General features: G+C 56.6%; 16 protein-coding genes and 1 pseudogene. 8 read left to right on the plus strand and 9 right to left on the minus strand.

Annotated features, from left to right (window positions below; translation table 11 throughout):
* Nucleotides 1-117: 117 nt before the first annotated feature.
* The 3 genes from AC1DRN_RS23690 to AC1DRN_RS23700 form a co-directional block, all read right to left on the minus strand.
* The gene (locus AC1DRN_RS23690; protein ID WP_223462596.1) at nucleotides 118-1,113 is read right to left on the minus strand and encodes a GlxA family transcriptional regulator; all 996 of its coding nucleotides are present in this window, start codon (nucleotides 1,111-1,113) and stop codon (nucleotides 118-120) included.
* Between the two features lie 247 nt (nucleotides 1,114-1,360).
* On the minus strand, nucleotides 1,361-2,335 hold the full coding sequence (locus AC1DRN_RS23695) for an alpha/beta fold hydrolase (RefSeq protein WP_223462597.1): 975 nt from the start codon (nucleotides 2,333-2,335) through the stop codon (nucleotides 1,361-1,363).
* A 35-nt stretch (nucleotides 2,336-2,370) separates the two neighbouring features.
* Nucleotides 2,371-3,264: an amidohydrolase family protein gene (locus AC1DRN_RS23700; protein ID WP_223462598.1), complete on the minus strand. Its 894-nt coding sequence runs from the start codon at nucleotides 3,262-3,264 to the stop codon at nucleotides 2,371-2,373.
* A 566-nt stretch (nucleotides 3,265-3,830) separates the two neighbouring features.
* Between AC1DRN_RS23700 and AC1DRN_RS23705 the strand changes: the two genes are divergently transcribed.
* Together AC1DRN_RS23705 and AC1DRN_RS23710 are read left to right on the plus strand one after the other, a co-directional pair.
* Entirely contained in the window at nucleotides 3,831-4,151 is a 321-nt protein-coding gene (locus AC1DRN_RS23705) for an isochorismate lyase (RefSeq protein WP_108219545.1), read from the plus strand.
* A 145-nt stretch (nucleotides 4,152-4,296) separates the two neighbouring features.
* On the plus strand, nucleotides 4,297-4,785 hold the full coding sequence (locus tag AC1DRN_RS23710; RefSeq protein WP_457266248.1) for a GNAT family N-acetyltransferase: 489 nt from the start codon (nucleotides 4,297-4,299) through the stop codon (nucleotides 4,783-4,785).
* Nucleotides 4,786-5,061: 276 nt separating this feature from the next.
* On the opposite strand, the gene AC1DRN_RS23715 is transcribed toward AC1DRN_RS23710, so the two are convergent.
* Nucleotides 5,062-5,292 carry a hypothetical protein gene (locus AC1DRN_RS23715; protein WP_095144475.1) on the minus strand — a complete coding sequence of 77 codons (231 nt, stop codon included), beginning with the start codon at nucleotides 5,290-5,292 and terminating at the stop codon, nucleotides 5,062-5,064.
* A 175-nt stretch (nucleotides 5,293-5,467) separates the two neighbouring features.
* Here AC1DRN_RS23715 and AC1DRN_RS23720 point away from each other — a divergent pair, with 175 nt between their 5' ends.
* Nucleotides 5,468-7,129 (plus strand): SulP family inorganic anion transporter, encoded by a 1,662-nt coding sequence (locus tag AC1DRN_RS23720; protein WP_223462600.1) that lies wholly within the window; start codon nucleotides 5,468-5,470, stop codon nucleotides 7,127-7,129.
* Between the two features lie 21 nt (nucleotides 7,130-7,150).
* Here the strand turns inward: AC1DRN_RS23720 and AC1DRN_RS23725 are convergent, their stop codons facing one another.
* Nucleotides 7,151-7,339 carry a ribbon-helix-helix protein, CopG family gene (locus tag AC1DRN_RS23725; protein WP_150725560.1) on the minus strand — a complete coding sequence of 63 codons (189 nt, stop codon included), beginning with the start codon at nucleotides 7,337-7,339 and terminating at the stop codon, nucleotides 7,151-7,153.
* Nucleotides 7,340-7,520: 181 nt separating this feature from the next.
* Between AC1DRN_RS23725 and AC1DRN_RS23730 the strand changes: the two genes are divergently transcribed.
* Nucleotides 7,521-8,261: a Mut7-C ubiquitin/RNAse domain-containing protein gene (locus AC1DRN_RS23730; protein WP_223462601.1), complete on the plus strand. Its 741-nt coding sequence runs from the start codon at nucleotides 7,521-7,523 to the stop codon at nucleotides 8,259-8,261.
* Nucleotides 8,262-8,268: 7 nt separating this feature from the next.
* On the opposite strand, the pseudogene AC1DRN_RS23735 reads toward AC1DRN_RS23730, so the two are convergent.
* The 3 genes and pseudogenes from AC1DRN_RS23735 to AC1DRN_RS23745 form a co-directional block, all read right to left on the minus strand.
* Nucleotides 8,269-8,358: pseudogene (locus AC1DRN_RS23735) on the minus strand (histidine/lysine/arginine/ornithine ABC transporter ATP-binding protein); the annotation flags it as partial.
* A 60-nt stretch (nucleotides 8,359-8,418) separates the two neighbouring features.
* Nucleotides 8,419-9,207, minus strand: a complete 789-nt coding sequence (locus AC1DRN_RS23740; protein WP_223462602.1) for an ABC transporter substrate-binding protein — start codon at nucleotides 9,205-9,207, stop codon at nucleotides 8,419-8,421.
* 59 nt (nucleotides 9,208-9,266) lie between these two features.
* The gene (locus AC1DRN_RS23745) at nucleotides 9,267-10,436 is read right to left on the minus strand and encodes a M20 aminoacylase family protein (protein ID WP_223462603.1); all 1,170 of its coding nucleotides are present in this window, start codon (nucleotides 10,434-10,436) and stop codon (nucleotides 9,267-9,269) included.
* Between the two features lie 132 nt (nucleotides 10,437-10,568).
* Between AC1DRN_RS23745 and AC1DRN_RS23750 the strand changes: the two genes are divergently transcribed.
* Together AC1DRN_RS23750 and AC1DRN_RS23755 are read left to right on the plus strand one after the other, a co-directional pair.
* Nucleotides 10,569-11,522, plus strand: coding sequence for a LysR substrate-binding domain-containing protein (locus AC1DRN_RS23750; RefSeq protein WP_477786816.1), 954 nt, complete (start codon nucleotides 10,569-10,571; stop codon nucleotides 11,520-11,522).
* 191 nt (nucleotides 11,523-11,713) lie between these two features.
* Entirely contained in the window at nucleotides 11,714-12,067 is a 354-nt protein-coding gene (locus tag AC1DRN_RS23755) for a VOC family protein (protein ID WP_411740710.1), read from the plus strand.
* A gap of 110 nt (nucleotides 12,068-12,177) precedes the next feature.
* Here the strand turns inward: AC1DRN_RS23755 and AC1DRN_RS23760 are convergent, their stop codons facing one another.
* Nucleotides 12,178-12,660, minus strand: coding sequence for a DUF2867 domain-containing protein (locus tag AC1DRN_RS23760; protein WP_223462605.1), 483 nt, complete (start codon nucleotides 12,658-12,660; stop codon nucleotides 12,178-12,180).
* Between the two features lie 253 nt (nucleotides 12,661-12,913).
* Between AC1DRN_RS23760 and AC1DRN_RS23765 the strand changes: the two genes are divergently transcribed.
* Together AC1DRN_RS23765 and AC1DRN_RS23770 are read left to right on the plus strand one after the other, a co-directional pair.
* Nucleotides 12,914-13,315 (plus strand): GFA family protein, encoded by a 402-nt coding sequence (locus tag AC1DRN_RS23765; RefSeq protein WP_223462606.1) that lies wholly within the window; start codon nucleotides 12,914-12,916, stop codon nucleotides 13,313-13,315.
* A gap of 151 nt (nucleotides 13,316-13,466) precedes the next feature.
* Entirely contained in the window at nucleotides 13,467-14,402 is a 936-nt protein-coding gene (locus AC1DRN_RS23770; RefSeq protein WP_223462607.1) for a LysR family transcriptional regulator, read from the plus strand.
* Nucleotides 14,403-14,523 lie beyond the last annotated feature (121 nt).

A 14,523-nucleotide genomic window follows, 5' to 3' on the forward strand; every position in this document is an offset into this window, starting at 1 on the left:
GAGCGCACCGCCTGTCGGGGCGAGTCATTAGCTAGCTATGGGATTTTACAGAGAGGATTGGTTCAGAGGCTTTTCAGGGGATTGGCGCTTGTTGACCCATGCGCTCAGTAACTGAAATCAGGAGTGAGCATCATCAAATTTCCGCCGCTCTTCACCAGGCGTACATCCCCAGACACGACGGTAAGCAGCCCCCAGATGTGACGCTGAGACAAACCCACAGCTATAGGCAATGGACGCAATGGGCTGGGTGCTTTCACGCAGCAACCGGCGTGCTTCGTTCAGCCTGAGCTCCAGATAGAACTTCTTCGGCGTCATCCCGAAGTGCTGATGCCACAGCCGTTCGAGTTGACGGTGGGACAGATTGCAACGGTCGGCGATCTCTTCGATGCCGACGATGTTCTCCAGATTGTTCTCCATGAAGGCGATGGCGGCTGTCAGCCTGCGATCGTGAATGCCGAACCGCCACTGAATCGACATCCGCTGATGCTCTTCCGGCGCTCTTATCCTGGCATGCAGAAATTGCTCGGCGATGCTCGCCGCGAGCTGGTTACCGAAATCAAGCGCGATTTGTGCCAGCATGAGATCGATGGCCGCCGTCCCCCCGGCGCACGTCCAGCGGTTGCCATGGTTGACGTAAAGCTCCTTGGTGACTTCGATCGAGGGGAATTCTTCCGAAAACTGGCCAATGGACTCCCAGTGCAAGGTGCAGCGCTTGCCTTCCAGCAAGCCGGCGCGTGCAAGGATGAACGTACCGGTGCTCAATGCGCCGACGGTAATCCCGCGGAACGCTGCGCGCTGCAGGAAGCGCAGCATTTTTGGTGGTTTCTGATGTTCGATGTCCAGGCTCGCCAGGACAAAAATGCGATCCAGCTCCGGCGCCTGATCAACCGGCACAGTCTGGATTTCGATACCGCTGCTGGAACTGACCGGTCCGCCCGACTCCGTGAGCAGGGTCCATTCATAAAGCGTTTTGCCGGACAGCCGGTTGGCCGCGCGCAAAGGCTCGCTGGCTCCCGCCAGGGCCATCATGGAGAACTGAGGAAGAATGAGCAGCCCGATTCGCTTGGTTGTGCCGCTGTTCACAGACGTCGCCGATTCACTGGGGGCTGTCATCGCCAGATCCTTTCATGGTAGTTCCAGCCGTTCGAGTGAACAGCTCAGGCCACACCGGGGAAGTGGCTTTGGACACGCCATGTTAGGGGTTGGGCACACATTCAGCCAGATTGGATCGTTGAGACCGCGAACCCGCCCGGCCAAAGCGCAACGACAGATCAGAATGACGTGAGCGATACACGCCGCGATACTGGAGATCGCTGCGAGACTTCGGCGCCCGAAGTCTCGCAGGAAAATGGCGAGCGGATCAGCCGCGCGCGCGGATGGCTTCGTCGATGCTCTGGATCATCGACTTGAACACAGGGCTGTCGACCTGATTCTGCTGGCCATGCTGCATGTGCGAAATGATCAGTGCGTGCGGGCCGGCATCGCCCGGATAGTTCTGGTGCAGACGCACAGACTCCGACGGCATGTGCAAGGTGTTGTCGGCGCCGTGGATGATCAGCGCTGGCGGGAAACCTTTTGCACCTTCAATGGACCGCTCCGGGTCATACGCCACATAGGACTTGTAGGACTTTGCCGTCACGTAGGTGCAACCCGGCCAACGGTCCGCGCCGCCCGCTTCGGTGTAGCCGCCCAACTGCTGATCGACATAGGCCTGGGTTTCAGGATCCAGCGGGTAATAACCAAGACGGGTTGCATCAGTGCCGGTGTCGAACGGAGGGATCGGCGCGTCATCCGCGAGTTGCCCGATGGCAGCGTCAGCCGCGGACTGATCAGCGCGCAAGGCTTGCAGTTTGCGGATGTTGGTGTAGCTCATCGGCACCCAGAAGCGGATCTGCTCACCACCGGCGGCAGCCAGCTCAGCCACCGCACCGAGGCTTGCCACTGACCCCATCGCCCACGACGCGACCACCGGCATCTCGCCGAAATTCTCGCGCGCCCATTCAACGGCACCGAGCACTTCATCCTTCTGGTCTTCGAGGATGACGTTGGTGATGACCTTGTCACCTGATTCGATGGTGTTACGGATGTGCTTGTTGGAAAAAAAACCTGCCACATCGTAGGTCATGACGCGATAACCAAGGGCTGCCAGGGCGCGCCCGAACAGCTGGCCGTACATCGTGACCCCGCCGGTGAAGCCGGAGTTGAAGATGACCGGTGGCAGTTTTTGCGCCGCAGCGTCGAGTTGTTCTGGCTGAAATACCGTGCCTTTGAGGCTCAGGATTTCATCGCCGTACTTGACGGTGAAGTTGATGTCTTTTGTTGTAATGTTCGTCATTGCTGGTTATCTCGAAGTGGGAGCGTGGGCGTAGATCAACTTACCAATTGGCCAGATGCTCCTCGCAGAAGTTGGCCAACAGGAATTCGGGTTTCATTGGAAACATGCAGTGCAACGGCATCGACAAAGTTGAAAGCCTTGCCCGGATTGAAGAGGTTGGAATACGGAACTCCCTTGTTGTCAGTTCCAACATGAGGTGCATCCGTTGCTTCCAGGAGAATCTTGTCCGCGCCGACTGCGCAAACAATTTGCGTCACGAAACGAGCTGTTTCCTCGGGATGGACGCAAGTGCGATAGCCAGGGCCCTTGAACCACACATTGCCTCGTTCTCTGGCCTCAGCAAGTAGCGCGATGTAAGCCGGCTCAGTGATGTCACGCTCGCGGTGACAAGTGCCCAGGTGATCGATGATGACCCGCACATCGCGAGGGATCTGGCGCAATACACGCAGATTCGTCTCGGCTTCTTTCGCGTAAATGTGCAGATGCTGGCGCGGTAACAAGCGGCCATAGAACGCCGACCACTGCCCATCGCTGAATTGCGTATCGGAAACCGTTTCCGGCCGTGCATCGTGCAAAACGATCCGGGCGCCAACCACCTGCGGGTGCGAGAGACGTTCTTGTGTGGCGTAAGCAGGTTCTGCCTTGATCGTCCCCACCAGTTTGACGTCCCCATAGCGCAGAGGGTTGGCCGCCTGGAGATGCTTGAGTTCGTCAAATGAAGCAAATACGTTTTCTGAATCCGGCAGAATACTTAAATGGACATTATTGAGGAGCGTCGGAGCAATTCCGGCATCGATCAATGTATCCAGATAAGCCGTCAGCGGATGCGGCTCAGGTAATGCATAGGGCAGCGAACCGGCCACTCGGCGCAGGTCTTGCGATGTATAAAAATGAACGTGACTGTCTATTCTTTTGATCAACGGCAGCATGATTATTGTTTCCTGCTTTTGTGCGAAAACAATAATCGTCGTCAGCGCTTCGTCGCTCCCCCCAACTCGACGTGTAGTATCAAAATTTCGCCATGCGCGATTTTGTGGGCAAGGAGTATTTGGAAATCAGCGCATGGATGTGAAGAGGCGAAATAACCCTTGGGATTCTCTGTTGCAAGACTGGCAGGACTCCAGAGTCGTGAAAATGAAGTCCTGAGCGGTCGATGAGTCAGTGGGCTGTCAAGCGGATGGCGAAAAATTGATGGATTTTGACCGTCTGTGATTGCGTTCCCGGATCCCCAAATGTTTGGCGACGATTGAGCGTTGCGCCGCCAAAGCATCCCCTTGGATTTTCAGCTGGCCTGAACTCAGGCACGACCACCATCGGAGAACCTGCTCACCACACTGCGTGGTTTTTTGGCTAAGGCAGATCGGCGAACTCTTTAAACCACGTTAATCGATAAGGCAGCGGATTTTATGGTATTCAAGCTGTATCGCTCACGGAAGACAGCGCGCCGATACTTCTTCCAAAGGCCCACGAACTTTCAGCAAACGGAGTCAACTACATGGACGTCATCAATCAGTTGCAGCCCGAAGAGTGTGCAGGCATGGAGGATATCCGCCGCGAAATCGATGCCCTTGATCAGGTTGTTATCAAGCTGTTGGGCAAGCGTTTTCACTATGTACTGGCGGCCTCGAAGTACAAGACCTCAGCGACTTCGGTGCGTGCTCCGGAGCGTTTCAAGGCCATGTTGGCGACACGACGCGAGTGGGCCGAGGCCGAGGGCCTGAGCCCGGATGCAATCGAGAAGATGTACAGTGACCTGGTGAACCACTTCATTGCAGAAGAGATGAAACACTGGGCGGCTCATCAATCCGACACCTGACTCTAGTGTCCGGACTGTCTGCCATGGGTTGTGGGTTTCGGTCAGTCATTACAGGCCGTGATCGGCCAGTTGCGGACATGCCATTGCTTTCCAGCCCCCTGAACTAGCAGCTAAGGTACTGATTCAAGGAGCTTGGAGACGAGCAATGAAACTGAACCACAGGCCAGTGAAGGCTAGCGACGTTAAAGTGATCTGCGGCTTTCCTCAGAACGCTCAAGAGTTGTTTTTCATGTTTCCGAAGGCGCACTTCCCGCTAACGGAAACGCAGTTGATTACCGCGATCTCCCAACGCTTCGACTCTACCGTCGTGGAGATCAATGGGACTGTCGTTGGGTTTGCCAATTTCTATCGAGCGCAACGCAATGGCGTTTGCTGTATCGGCAATGTCATCGTCTCGCCGAGCGCTCGGGGCGAAGGAGTGGCGACGTTTATCGTAGAGACGATGACCGGCTTGGCATTCGAGCGTTACGACGCCCGCGAGGTGCAGATTTCCTGCTTCAACGAAAACACGGCAGGGCTGCTGCTCTACCCCAAGCTTGGGTTTGTGCCTTATGCCATTGAGGAGCGACCTTCTTTGGGAAACGGCCGATCGGCCCTCATACACATGACGCGCAGCAGAAGCTCGACAAGTTGAATACACAGTCGATTGCTACCCTGGATGACAAGTAGAAATAGGCCAGAAGCGGGCATTCAGGCCATGGAAAATAAATCTGTTATTACTCTAATTGTCAGTACCTGAAGGAGCGTGCCTGCGAGCGTAGCGCCTTGGGTGATTGACTGCATCACGCACTGAGGAAGTCAGTCAAGCAAAATCGAGGTTCTTGAGGAACGGTGCCCGGAGCTTGGCTTTGAGTGGGTAGTTACTCGCCCCTCACTGACATGATCATGCCTGTAGAGTGTGACCCAAGGGTTAAAAGTGGATTTCAGCAGTCTTGAGACCCAGGTCTCGAAGCTCGGCTATCAGGTCATCCAGATGCCCGAAAGACTCGACTTCCTCGTTGTCATCAACCAGGAAATAACTTCTCCCCGCGTCCTTCTTGAAAAACACAATCCACTCCTTGGGGTTGGTCGGGTTTGCGATCACATGGGTGTCGAAGGTCACGCCTTCGGCATGTTTGGTTTTCACAGCTTTACGATTCATGTCAGTCACCACGCTACGCGCGTTCTCAAAATTCTCTATTTGCAGTGCATGCCCGCCCAGTTCCATCTGAACTTTCACGATAAACATCTCCAGCCGCACGAAGCGGTGGATCAAGGGCATTTCAATTATCACTGTATGTTAATATTATGCACATGCATCCACTGAGGAGCTAGCCATGATTGCGATAGGTGAGGCATGGAAGGCGGGGTTGTTGGGGCGAGAGCATTGGCTGCGCAATGTGGTGTCTGGCGTGATCGTCGGGGTCGTGGCGCTCCCTCTGGCTATGGCGTTTGCCATTGCATCTGGCGTCAAACCTGAGCAAGGCATCTACACCGCAATCATCGGTGGCCTGCTGGTTTCGCTCTTTGGGGGAAGCCGCTTGCAGATTGCCGGGCCGACAGGTGCGTTCATCGTGATTCTGGCGGGAGTCACGGCCAAACATGGTGTTGACGGTTTGCAAATCGCCACGATGATGGCGGGGGCCATGTTGTTATTGCTGGGGATGGCCCGCCTCGGTGCAATCATCAAGTTTATCCCTGACCCGGTGATAGTCGGATTCACTGCGGGCATCGGCGTGATCATCTGGGTCGGACAGTGGAAAGACTTTTTCGGTTTACCGACGATCAGTGGAGAGCATTTCCATGAAAAGCTCTGGCATCTGCTCCAGGCGCTGCCGGATCTTCATATCGCCACAACCCTGCTGGCGGCGATTAGCCTTTTCCTGGTCATCACCGCGTCCAGAATTCCCGGACTCAAACGGGTACCTGGCCCGCTAATCGCAATGGCAGTCGCTACAGCGATACAGTCAACCTTTCATTTCGAGGGGGTCGCCACGATTGGCAGTGCATTCGGTGGCATACCTCAAGGTCTTCCAGCGTTAAGCCTGCCTGAAATCACGCTGTCTCGTGTCATCGATTTGATTGGTCCGGCGTTCACTATTGCCATGCTTGGAGCAATCGAATCACTGCTGTCCGCAATGGTGGCCGATGGCATGGCGGGCACCAAGCACGACTCCAATCAGGAACTGATCGGTCAGGGAGTGGCTAATCTGGTCACGCCATTGTTTGGCGGTTTCGCAGCGACCGGAGCCATTGCCCGTACTGCAACCAATATCCGTAACGGCGGCACGAGCCCGCTGGCCGGCATTACGCACGCGGTCACGTTGGTGCTTATTATTCTGTTTCTGGCACCTCTGGCCTCAAACATCCCGCTGTGCGCCCTGGCCGCCATTCTTTTCGTGGTCGCGTACAACATGAGCGAGTTGAAGCACTTCAAGCGCATGGTCCAACGGGCTCCACGCGCAGACGTAGCTATCCTGCTCATCACCTTCAGCCTCACCGTGTTCAGCGACCTGGTGATCGCCGTGAATATCGGCGTCATTCTTGCCATGCTGCACTTCATGCGTCGCATGGCCTCATCTGTGGAGGTGCAACAGGTCGTCGAGCACGAGCTTGAAGAAGAGCTGAGGGCCAATGGGCACACTCGCCTGCCGCCAGGGACATTGATTTATACGATTGAAGGGCCATTGTTCTTTGGCGCGGCTGAGACCTTCGAGCGTGTGTTGGCACAGACCCATACCGATCCACGTCTGCTGATTATTCGCTTGAAGCGTGTACCGTTTATGGACATCACTGGCTTGCAGGTGCTGGAGGAGGTCATTCAGCAACTGCACGAGCGCAATATCGTGGTGAAACTCTGCGAAGCGAACACGAAGGTGCTCAACAAGCTCGATAGGGTAGGTATCTTGCAAGAAATCGGCACGGAGCATTACCACGCCGACTTCAACACCGCGCTGGCTAAAGCGGTCAGTATTGCAGAGGGTCCGCCGACCCTCTAGAGGCTTACCGCCCGTGTCAGGTCATGACTTGGTGCTGGCGGCATGCTTACTCTTGGTCGAATAGCTGGCACCGTGGGTGTCCAGGTAGTCACGAATCAGTTGACGGACAACCTGCGAAGGCGTCAGGTCTTGTGCTGCACAGAGTTCCTCGAACGCTTTTTTCTTGACGGGATCAATGAGCACAGTGAGGCGCGCAGTCTTGCTTTCCATGGGGTATTCAATCGCTCAAGTCGCTAGATGTTAATCAAATTGTAATTGCCTTGTCCGGTGCTGTCACTGTGCTGCTCGTTACCTGGACTTTACCCACAAGAAAAGATTTGGCACTCCCAAGCGAGAGGGATGATGTCCGGACCAGACTCGCACATCCCGCAGCCCTGCCATACTGTTCAACATGACCAGTGCAACTTTCCGCTTCTATGAGGAGCTCAACGATTTCCTGCCGGCCGAACGGCGGCGGCAATCCTTCACCTGCGAGTGCGCGCAAGGGGCGACGGTCAAGCACATGATCGAGGCGCTCGGAGTACCGCACACCGAGGTCGAGCTGGTGCTGCTCAACGGCGAGTCGGCGGGCCTGGAGCGGGTGATCCTCGACAGTGACCGGCTGGCGGTGTATCCCAAGTTCGAAGCGCTGGACATCAGCCCGCTGCTCAAGGTTCGTGCGCAACCTTTACGGGTGCTGCGCTTCGTCGCTGATGCGCACCTTGGCGGGCTGGCCAGCCTGCTGCGCATGAGTGGCTTCGACACGCTCTACGACAATGGTTTCGAGGATGGCGAGATCGCCGAGATCGCTGCGCAGCAAGGACGCATCGTGCTAACCCGTGACCGCGAACTGCTCAAGCGGCGGATCATCAGCCACGGCTGTTACGTGCATGCCCTGAAACCGTCGCTGCAGCTGCGCGAATTGTACGAGCGCCTCGACCTGGCGCGTAGCGCGCGGCCATTCAGCCTGTGCCTTCATTGCAACCTGCCGCTGCACGAGATCAGCCCGGAACTGGCTCGGCCGCTGGTACCGCCACGCATTGGCGTCCTCTATTCGCACTTCCTGCGCTGCGACGCCTGCCAACGGGTTTACTGGGAAGGTTCGCACTGGCGCGGCATGTGTGCATTGCTGGCACCGCTGCTGAACCGATAGCCGCGCGCATCGGGCACTCGATGATGTTTTCCGGCACAGTCATGTGGCTCCACAAATTGAAGTGCTGAAACACCATCGACAATCAGCTGCGCAGGCTCCGTAACCGCCCGGGGTAGAGCGCTCGAACGAGCGCCCTGTTCAAGCTGACGACGACGCGTTACTTGGCGCCGTAGACGTCAAAATCGAAGTACTTGTCGTTGATCCGCGCGTAAGTACCGTTGGCGAGAATGGTTGCCAGGGCTTTGTTCAAGTCTTCACGCAACGCGACATCGCCCTTGCGCAAACCAAGGCCATCACCGACGCCGAAGAAGCCCGGGGCATCCAGAGTGGCGCCGGCAAATTCATAGTCCTTACCCGCCGCTGTTTTCAAGAAGCCGTAACTGGCTTGAATGGAACCCTGCAACGAGGCATCAAGTCGCCCCACGACCAGGTCGGCGTACACCTGATCCTGATTTTGATAGGAAAGAACGTCCACGCCTTTGGCACCCCAAACCGCTTTGGCATAGGACTCCTGGGTCGAGCCCTGCTCCACACCAATGCGCTTGCCCTTGAGCGATTCGAGGGTCGGCTGCAATCCCGATCCCCGTTTGACCACTAACCGTGCCGGTGCATTGGATACCTTGTCGGTAAACGCAATCTGCTCCAGGCGTTTGGGTGTGATGGTCATCGAAGACGCCACCGCATCGAACTTGCGCGCCAGCAGTCCCGGAATCATCCCGTCCCAGCTGCTTTCCACCCAGACGCATCGGGCTTTCAGTTCGGCGCACAACGCCTCGGCGATGTCGACCCCGAAGCCGGTCAGCGTGCCATCCTGGTTCTTGTATTCCAGCGGTGGATACGTCGGGTCCACCCCCAGCCTCAACACTTTGCCAGACCAGTCGGCCGCCCCCGCCAGGCTCGAGGCCGTCAGGAACACCAGGGAAACGGCTGCAATCATCTTGTTCATTTTTATTCCTCTTCAGGCCGCAGATTTTTTACCGGCACTACGGGCGAAAATGCGCCGTCTCAACACAGAAAACGTTCGACCAACTTGACCCAATAGCTCGCGCCCACCGGCAGGCAGTCGTCATTGAAGTCATAGCCGGGGTTGTGCAGCAGGCACCCGCCTTCGCCCTCGCCGTTGCCGATCACCAGATAGCTGCCGGGGCATTTTTCCAGGACAAACGCAAAGTCTTCGCTGGCCGTGAACGGTCGCAGGTCATCGATCAGGTGTTCCTCTCCCAGCCAGTCGCGGGCGACTTCATGGGCAAATGCTGTCTGTTCGGGATCGTTGATCAACACCGGATGGCAATGCTGGTAATCGATGTGGACCCGGGCACCAAAACTCTCGGCCTGGCCCTTGACCAATTCAGTGATTCTGACCTCCAGCAAGTGGCGAATCTCAGGAGTCAGGGCACGTACGCTCAGGCTGAGGTCAGCGCTGGACGGGATGACATTCGAAGCGCTCCCGGCATGCAGGGAGCCCACCGTGATAATCGCCATTTCCTGCGGGTTAACGTTGCGCGAGACGATGCTTTGCAGGGCCATCACGATCGAGGCACCGACCACCACCGGGTCGACGGCTTTGTGCGGCACCGCGCCATGGCCACCATTGCCGATGATTTTGATGTTAACCGTGTCGGCAGACGCCATGAACGGTCCGCTGTAAAAACCCAAATGCCCGACGGGATAACCCGGCACGTTATGCATGGCGAAGATCGCGTCACACGGAAACCGTTCGAGCAGCCCCTCCTCCAGCATTTTCCTGGCACCGCCCAGCCCTTCTTCCGCAGGTTGGAAAATCAGGTGCACGGTGCCGTTGAATGCCCGTGTCTGGGCCAGATACCGGCCGGCTGCCAGCAGGACTGCTGTATGACCGTCGTGACCGCAGGCATGCATGACTCCGTCGATCCGGCTGGCATAGGGCAAACCGGAGGTTTCCTGTATCGGCAACGCATCCATGTCAGCGCGCAAGCCAATGGACCGACCCTCGCCATTTTTCAGGGTGGCAACGACCCCGGTCTTGCCCACCCCGGTGCTGACCTCAAAGCCCCACTGAGTCAAACACGCTGCCACCAGCTCACTGGTGGCGAATTCTTCAAAACCCAGTTCAGGGTGCGCGTGAATGCTGTGACGTATCGCAATCATTTCATCTTGCATCGCGGCAATACCAGGCAGGACCAGGCCGGCATTCATGGGTGTTCTCCTTCGACAGGGGCTGTGCGGAAGCGAAAGCGCTGTTGGGGTCGATCTTAAGGAACGGGCGCTGGGCTGGGGAGGCGCAGTTTGGTTATGATGACAACCATAAGTTGTCACCAGGGTGAGCAGATGAAACTGCATCAATTACAGGCGCTGATTGCCAGCGCCGAAACCGGCAGTATCCGCGCGGCCGCGCGTTCGCTGGAGATTTCCCAGGCCGCTGTGACCAAAGCGCTGCGCGAGTTGGAAACCAGCCAACAGCTACCGCTGTTTACCCGAACCGCCAGCGGTCTGAACTTCACCGAATACGGCAAAGTGCTGCTGACTCACGCCCGGCTGGTGATCAAGCAACTGGAGCACGCACAGACCGAGCTTGATCACATGCGTGGGAAGGCTCAAGGCCGGCTCTGCGTCGGGATCACCCCATGGGTCGCCCTGACCTTCCTGCCGGAAGTCGTGCTGGCTTTTCGCGAACGTATGCCACACATCAAGCTGGAACTGTTCGAAAGCCTGATGGCCGTTGCCCAACCGCTGCTTCGCGACGGCAGCATGGACTTCGCGATTGGCCAACTCCATCCCACACAATCGAGCCAGGAATTCGCCTGTGAAACCTTGYTCGATTACCAGACCTCGGTGCTGGTCCGCGAGGGTCACGCACGACAGCATGCGCGATCGATCCACGAGTTACTGGAAGAAAACTGGACCCTGAACTACGCGCCGGACGGGCACGATGGGCTGATGCAGGAACTGTTCTGGAAACACGGCGCGCAGATTGATGAGAATCGAATCGTGCGTGCTCATTCACTGGCCATTTTGCAGATGATGGTCGAGCGGGCCGACATGTGCACCTGGGGGCCGTCCATCGTGAGCACAGCCCCGCCATTTCTGGGGCGTGTGGTATCCCTGGGGCTGACCGAGCAGTTCGAGCCCCGACAACTGAGCATCGTGACGCGCCGCAATGGCGCACTGAGCAATTCGGCAGTCTGCTTCACCGAATGCCTGTTGCAGGTCATTCGGCGCCATGCGCGCTCGGCCAAAAAGGAAGACCGCGCGCTGTTTGAAACCTTACGGCTGCGGCTGTGAGGTGAGCCTAGGGTTTTATGTCTGATACCTCAGGACGTCTTGGGTCGAATCTGGCAGTAGGTACCAGCGCCAAGCGTTCACTTCTGACTGGTTTCTGCACGTGGCCAGAGACGGCTCTCGGCCGATTGTGTTGAAAAAGTCGAAATTGTTATCCTCAAGCGTTCTCGTGGACTGGTTCTGGATAGATGCTCATGTTGACTGGCTTGAGTCATTTTACGTTGGCGGTTGTGAATCTCTCTCGCAGTATCGAGTTTTATGTGGCTCTACCCGGCTTTAGATTGGCTGCCCGCTGGGAGACGGGAGCTTATCTTTCCCTCGGTGACCTCTGGCTTTGTCTGTCTCTCGATGAGAGTCGCGTGGCGGAAAAACAGCCTGATTACACCCACTATGCGTTTTCGGTGGGGCAGGACGATTTTGAAGAAGTCACCGTTTACTTACGGCTTCGTAACGTTATTGAGCGATTTGCGCCACTACCTCGCCGATTTCAACCCAATAACCGAGCAGCAAAGGTCAACGAAGGGCCGAGAAACCACTCAATGTGGTGAGTAGGTTCTCCGGTGGTGGTCGTGTCTGAGTTCAGGCGAGCTGAAAATCCGACTTTTTCAACACAATCGGCCAGGAACGGTCACTGGGATCAAGCTGAAACAACCAAAATCTACTTCCCTTCAAGCTTTCGTTTCAGTCGCCTGAGATCACTATTGACGATCAGCTTATGGGCTAGACCTACCGGCAACATGTAGATGCGCCCAAAGACGTTATGCGTTACGACAGATGATGTGATCGTGAACACACGATCTGTTATCGAAAGGCAAATCATGACATCCAAGTGCCGGTCACGTTCGGTCAGAACCAGCATGTCGGGGGCACTATGCTCCACCAGAAAGAAATCCAGCTGTTCGCCAGCGTTTACTGTCTCTCGCCTAACGCCGGAGAACCCGCCGATCCGCTTCACGCCGAATAACGAGGAAATCGCGTCCCTGGTTCGGAACGCTAGCCGCATGAACAGTCCCGGTTCGGCTGTCATGATGTTCCAAGCGTCAAGAGTGGTGATTTCAACCGGGAGCGGAGCCGACCTGCTGTCATAGTAATCAAGATCGGACAGTGCACGCAGAGTGTGAGCAGGTGATGTGGTAGCCAAAAGTTATCCCTTTTCAGTGGCCCGACTGCCATTCCCGATAAAATCGGAAGCTGATCATCATGTAGCCATGCTACGCCATAATTATCTCCAAATATCCCTTAACTGTTCGCTGGGTGAATACCTACCGGCTACAGGCCAGTATGGGTCGTTTACAACCCCTGCCCACAGGCGGAAATCGGCCAGGAGCAGTCATTCGACACTCCTCGTGCCAACGTTTGAATTGGCCCGTTTAGTTACCTGGCCACCTCAAAAAATGACCGGCACTTTCCAAGGCAGCTGCCTCTGCGGCGCCGTCAGGTACGAAATCAAATCACGCCCCAAAGCGCTTTCACATTGCCATTGCAACCAATGCCGTAAAAGTCATGGGGCAGCGTTTGCCAGCTATGGCAGCGTGCTGCGAACTGACCTGCATATCATCCAGGGCGCGGAGTGCATCACGACTTACCGCTCTTGCGAATCAGTGCTTCGTCAGTTCTGCGGCCAGTGCGGGTCGTCGCTGTTCTGGTCGCAAAGCCGGGGTGGATACGCAGACTGGATATCTATAGCGCTGGGTTCGCTAGACACAACCTTTACTACCGACAAGCAGCAACATGTAGAAGTGACGTCCAAGGCGCCCTGGTATGAAGTACAGGATCAGTGGCCACAGTCTCGATGACAGCTTCGGGTCAACCGCTACCAGTCCTCGACAAAGCGCAAGCGCTCAACGGTCAACCCAAACCTGCGACAATGCTGCCTCTTCGGGCTTCGTAACTTGCATGGCAATCGTTCAGGTATTTGAATAACAAATTCGCGGGGGAGCAGCCACATTGGAATTGAGACAACTGCGCTATTTCGTAAAAATCATCGAGCTTGGCAGCCTGGGGCGTGCGGCACTTGAACTGGACGTTGGTGTGTCAGCCCTCAGTCAGCAAATCTCCAAGCTGGAAAGCGAACTGTGCACCCGCCTCCTGAATCGAACCTCTACCGGCGTGACGCCCACTAGCGCCGGACTTGCGTTTTTACACCATGCCCAATTGACGCTACGCCAGGCGGAAAACGCAATCATGGCCGCCCATCGCGGGCGAATGAGCGGTTATGTCAGCGTCGGCTTACCACCGACTACCGCGACGGTGCTTGCGTTGCCGTTGATCAACGCAATGCGTGCGCGTTATCCGGACATACAACTGCATTTGGTGGAAATGCTTTCCGGCCACTTGGCGGCGCAGCTCAACGCACGGCAAATTGACCTGGCCATCCTGTTCCAGCTCGAAGGGGGTAAACGCTGGAGCGTGACTCCGCTGCTGGATGAAAAGCTGTTTGTCATTGCCTCGCCCAGCCTGCCTCAAGCGCCTTCTGGTGACAGCGTGCAGTTAGCCGACCTTGGCGGCCTGCCGCTGGTGATGCCCAGCGCACAACATGGATTGCGCTCGGCATTGATGAGCGCGTTCGAGCGGGTCGGGCTAACACCCAATGTCATTATGGAAGTCGACGGTCTCGCTGTTTTGATGAACGCCGTTCGGGCCGGTCATGCGGCAACGATACAACCGGGGGCGGCCGCTGCATTGAAAGACGGGTCCGGGCTTTCACTGATCAGGATTGCCGATCCCCATGTGGGCCGGCGTAATCTTCTGGCGACGCTGGCTGACGACGAACTCTCTCCGGCGGCGCTGGCAACGCGGTTGGTCATCGTCGATGTGGCGCGACAGTTGGTCGTCGACAGACAGTGGCCTGGAGCTACGTGGATAGAAGGGGTAGACGCGTAATCCTCCTTCACCCCGGACACATAAGTCTCTCATGACGACAAAGCCTTTAGAAAAACTAAACACCCCGCGTCAAAAGCAGCCTTTCGGCCACTCCTTCCCCACCCTATCGTTCTCCCCACTC

Source organism: Pseudomonas sp. P5_B3, assembly GCF_056400405.1.

Bases quoted from the DNA above. Each gene is read 5' to 3' on its own strand.
- AC1DRN_RS23720 (WP_223462600.1), top strand. From the start codon at position 5,468: ATGATTGCGATAGGTGAGGCATGGAAGGCGGGGTTGTTGGGGCGAGAG.
- AC1DRN_RS23725 (WP_150725560.1), bottom strand. From the start codon at position 7,339: ATGGAAAGCAAGACTGCGCGCCTCACTGTGCTCATTGATCCCGTCAAG.
- AC1DRN_RS23745 (WP_223462603.1), bottom strand. From the start codon at position 10,436: ATGAATGCCGGCCTGGTCCTGCCTGGTATTGCCGCGATGCAAGATGAA.
- AC1DRN_RS23740 (WP_223462602.1), bottom strand. From the start codon at position 9,207: ATGAACAAGATGATTGCAGCCGTTTCCCTGGTGTTCCTGACGGCCTCG.
- AC1DRN_RS23705 (WP_108219545.1), top strand. From the start codon at position 3,831: ATGGACGTCATCAATCAGTTGCAGCCCGAAGAGTGTGCAGGCATGGAG.
- AC1DRN_RS23755 (WP_411740710.1), top strand. From the start codon at position 11,714: ATGTTGACTGGCTTGAGTCATTTTACGTTGGCGGTTGTGAATCTCTCT.
- AC1DRN_RS23700 (WP_223462598.1), bottom strand. From the start codon at position 3,264: ATGCTGCCGTTGATCAAAAGAATAGACAGTCACGTTCATTTTTATACA.
- AC1DRN_RS23765 (WP_223462606.1), top strand. From the start codon at position 12,914: ATGACCGGCACTTTCCAAGGCAGCTGCCTCTGCGGCGCCGTCAGGTAC.
- AC1DRN_RS23715 (WP_095144475.1), bottom strand. From the start codon at position 5,292: ATGAATCGTAAAGCTGTGAAAACCAAACATGCCGAAGGCGTGACCTTC.
- AC1DRN_RS23695 (WP_223462597.1), bottom strand. From the start codon at position 2,335: ATGACGAACATTACAACAAAAGACATCAACTTCACCGTCAAGTACGGC.
- AC1DRN_RS23690 (WP_223462596.1), bottom strand. From the start codon at position 1,113: ATGACAGCCCCCAGTGAATCGGCGACGTCTGTGAACAGCGGCACAACC.
- AC1DRN_RS23710 (WP_457266248.1), top strand. From the start codon at position 4,297: ATGAAACTGAACCACAGGCCAGTGAAGGCTAGCGACGTTAAAGTGATC.
- AC1DRN_RS23730 (WP_223462601.1), top strand. From the start codon at position 7,521: ATGACCAGTGCAACTTTCCGCTTCTATGAGGAGCTCAACGATTTCCTG.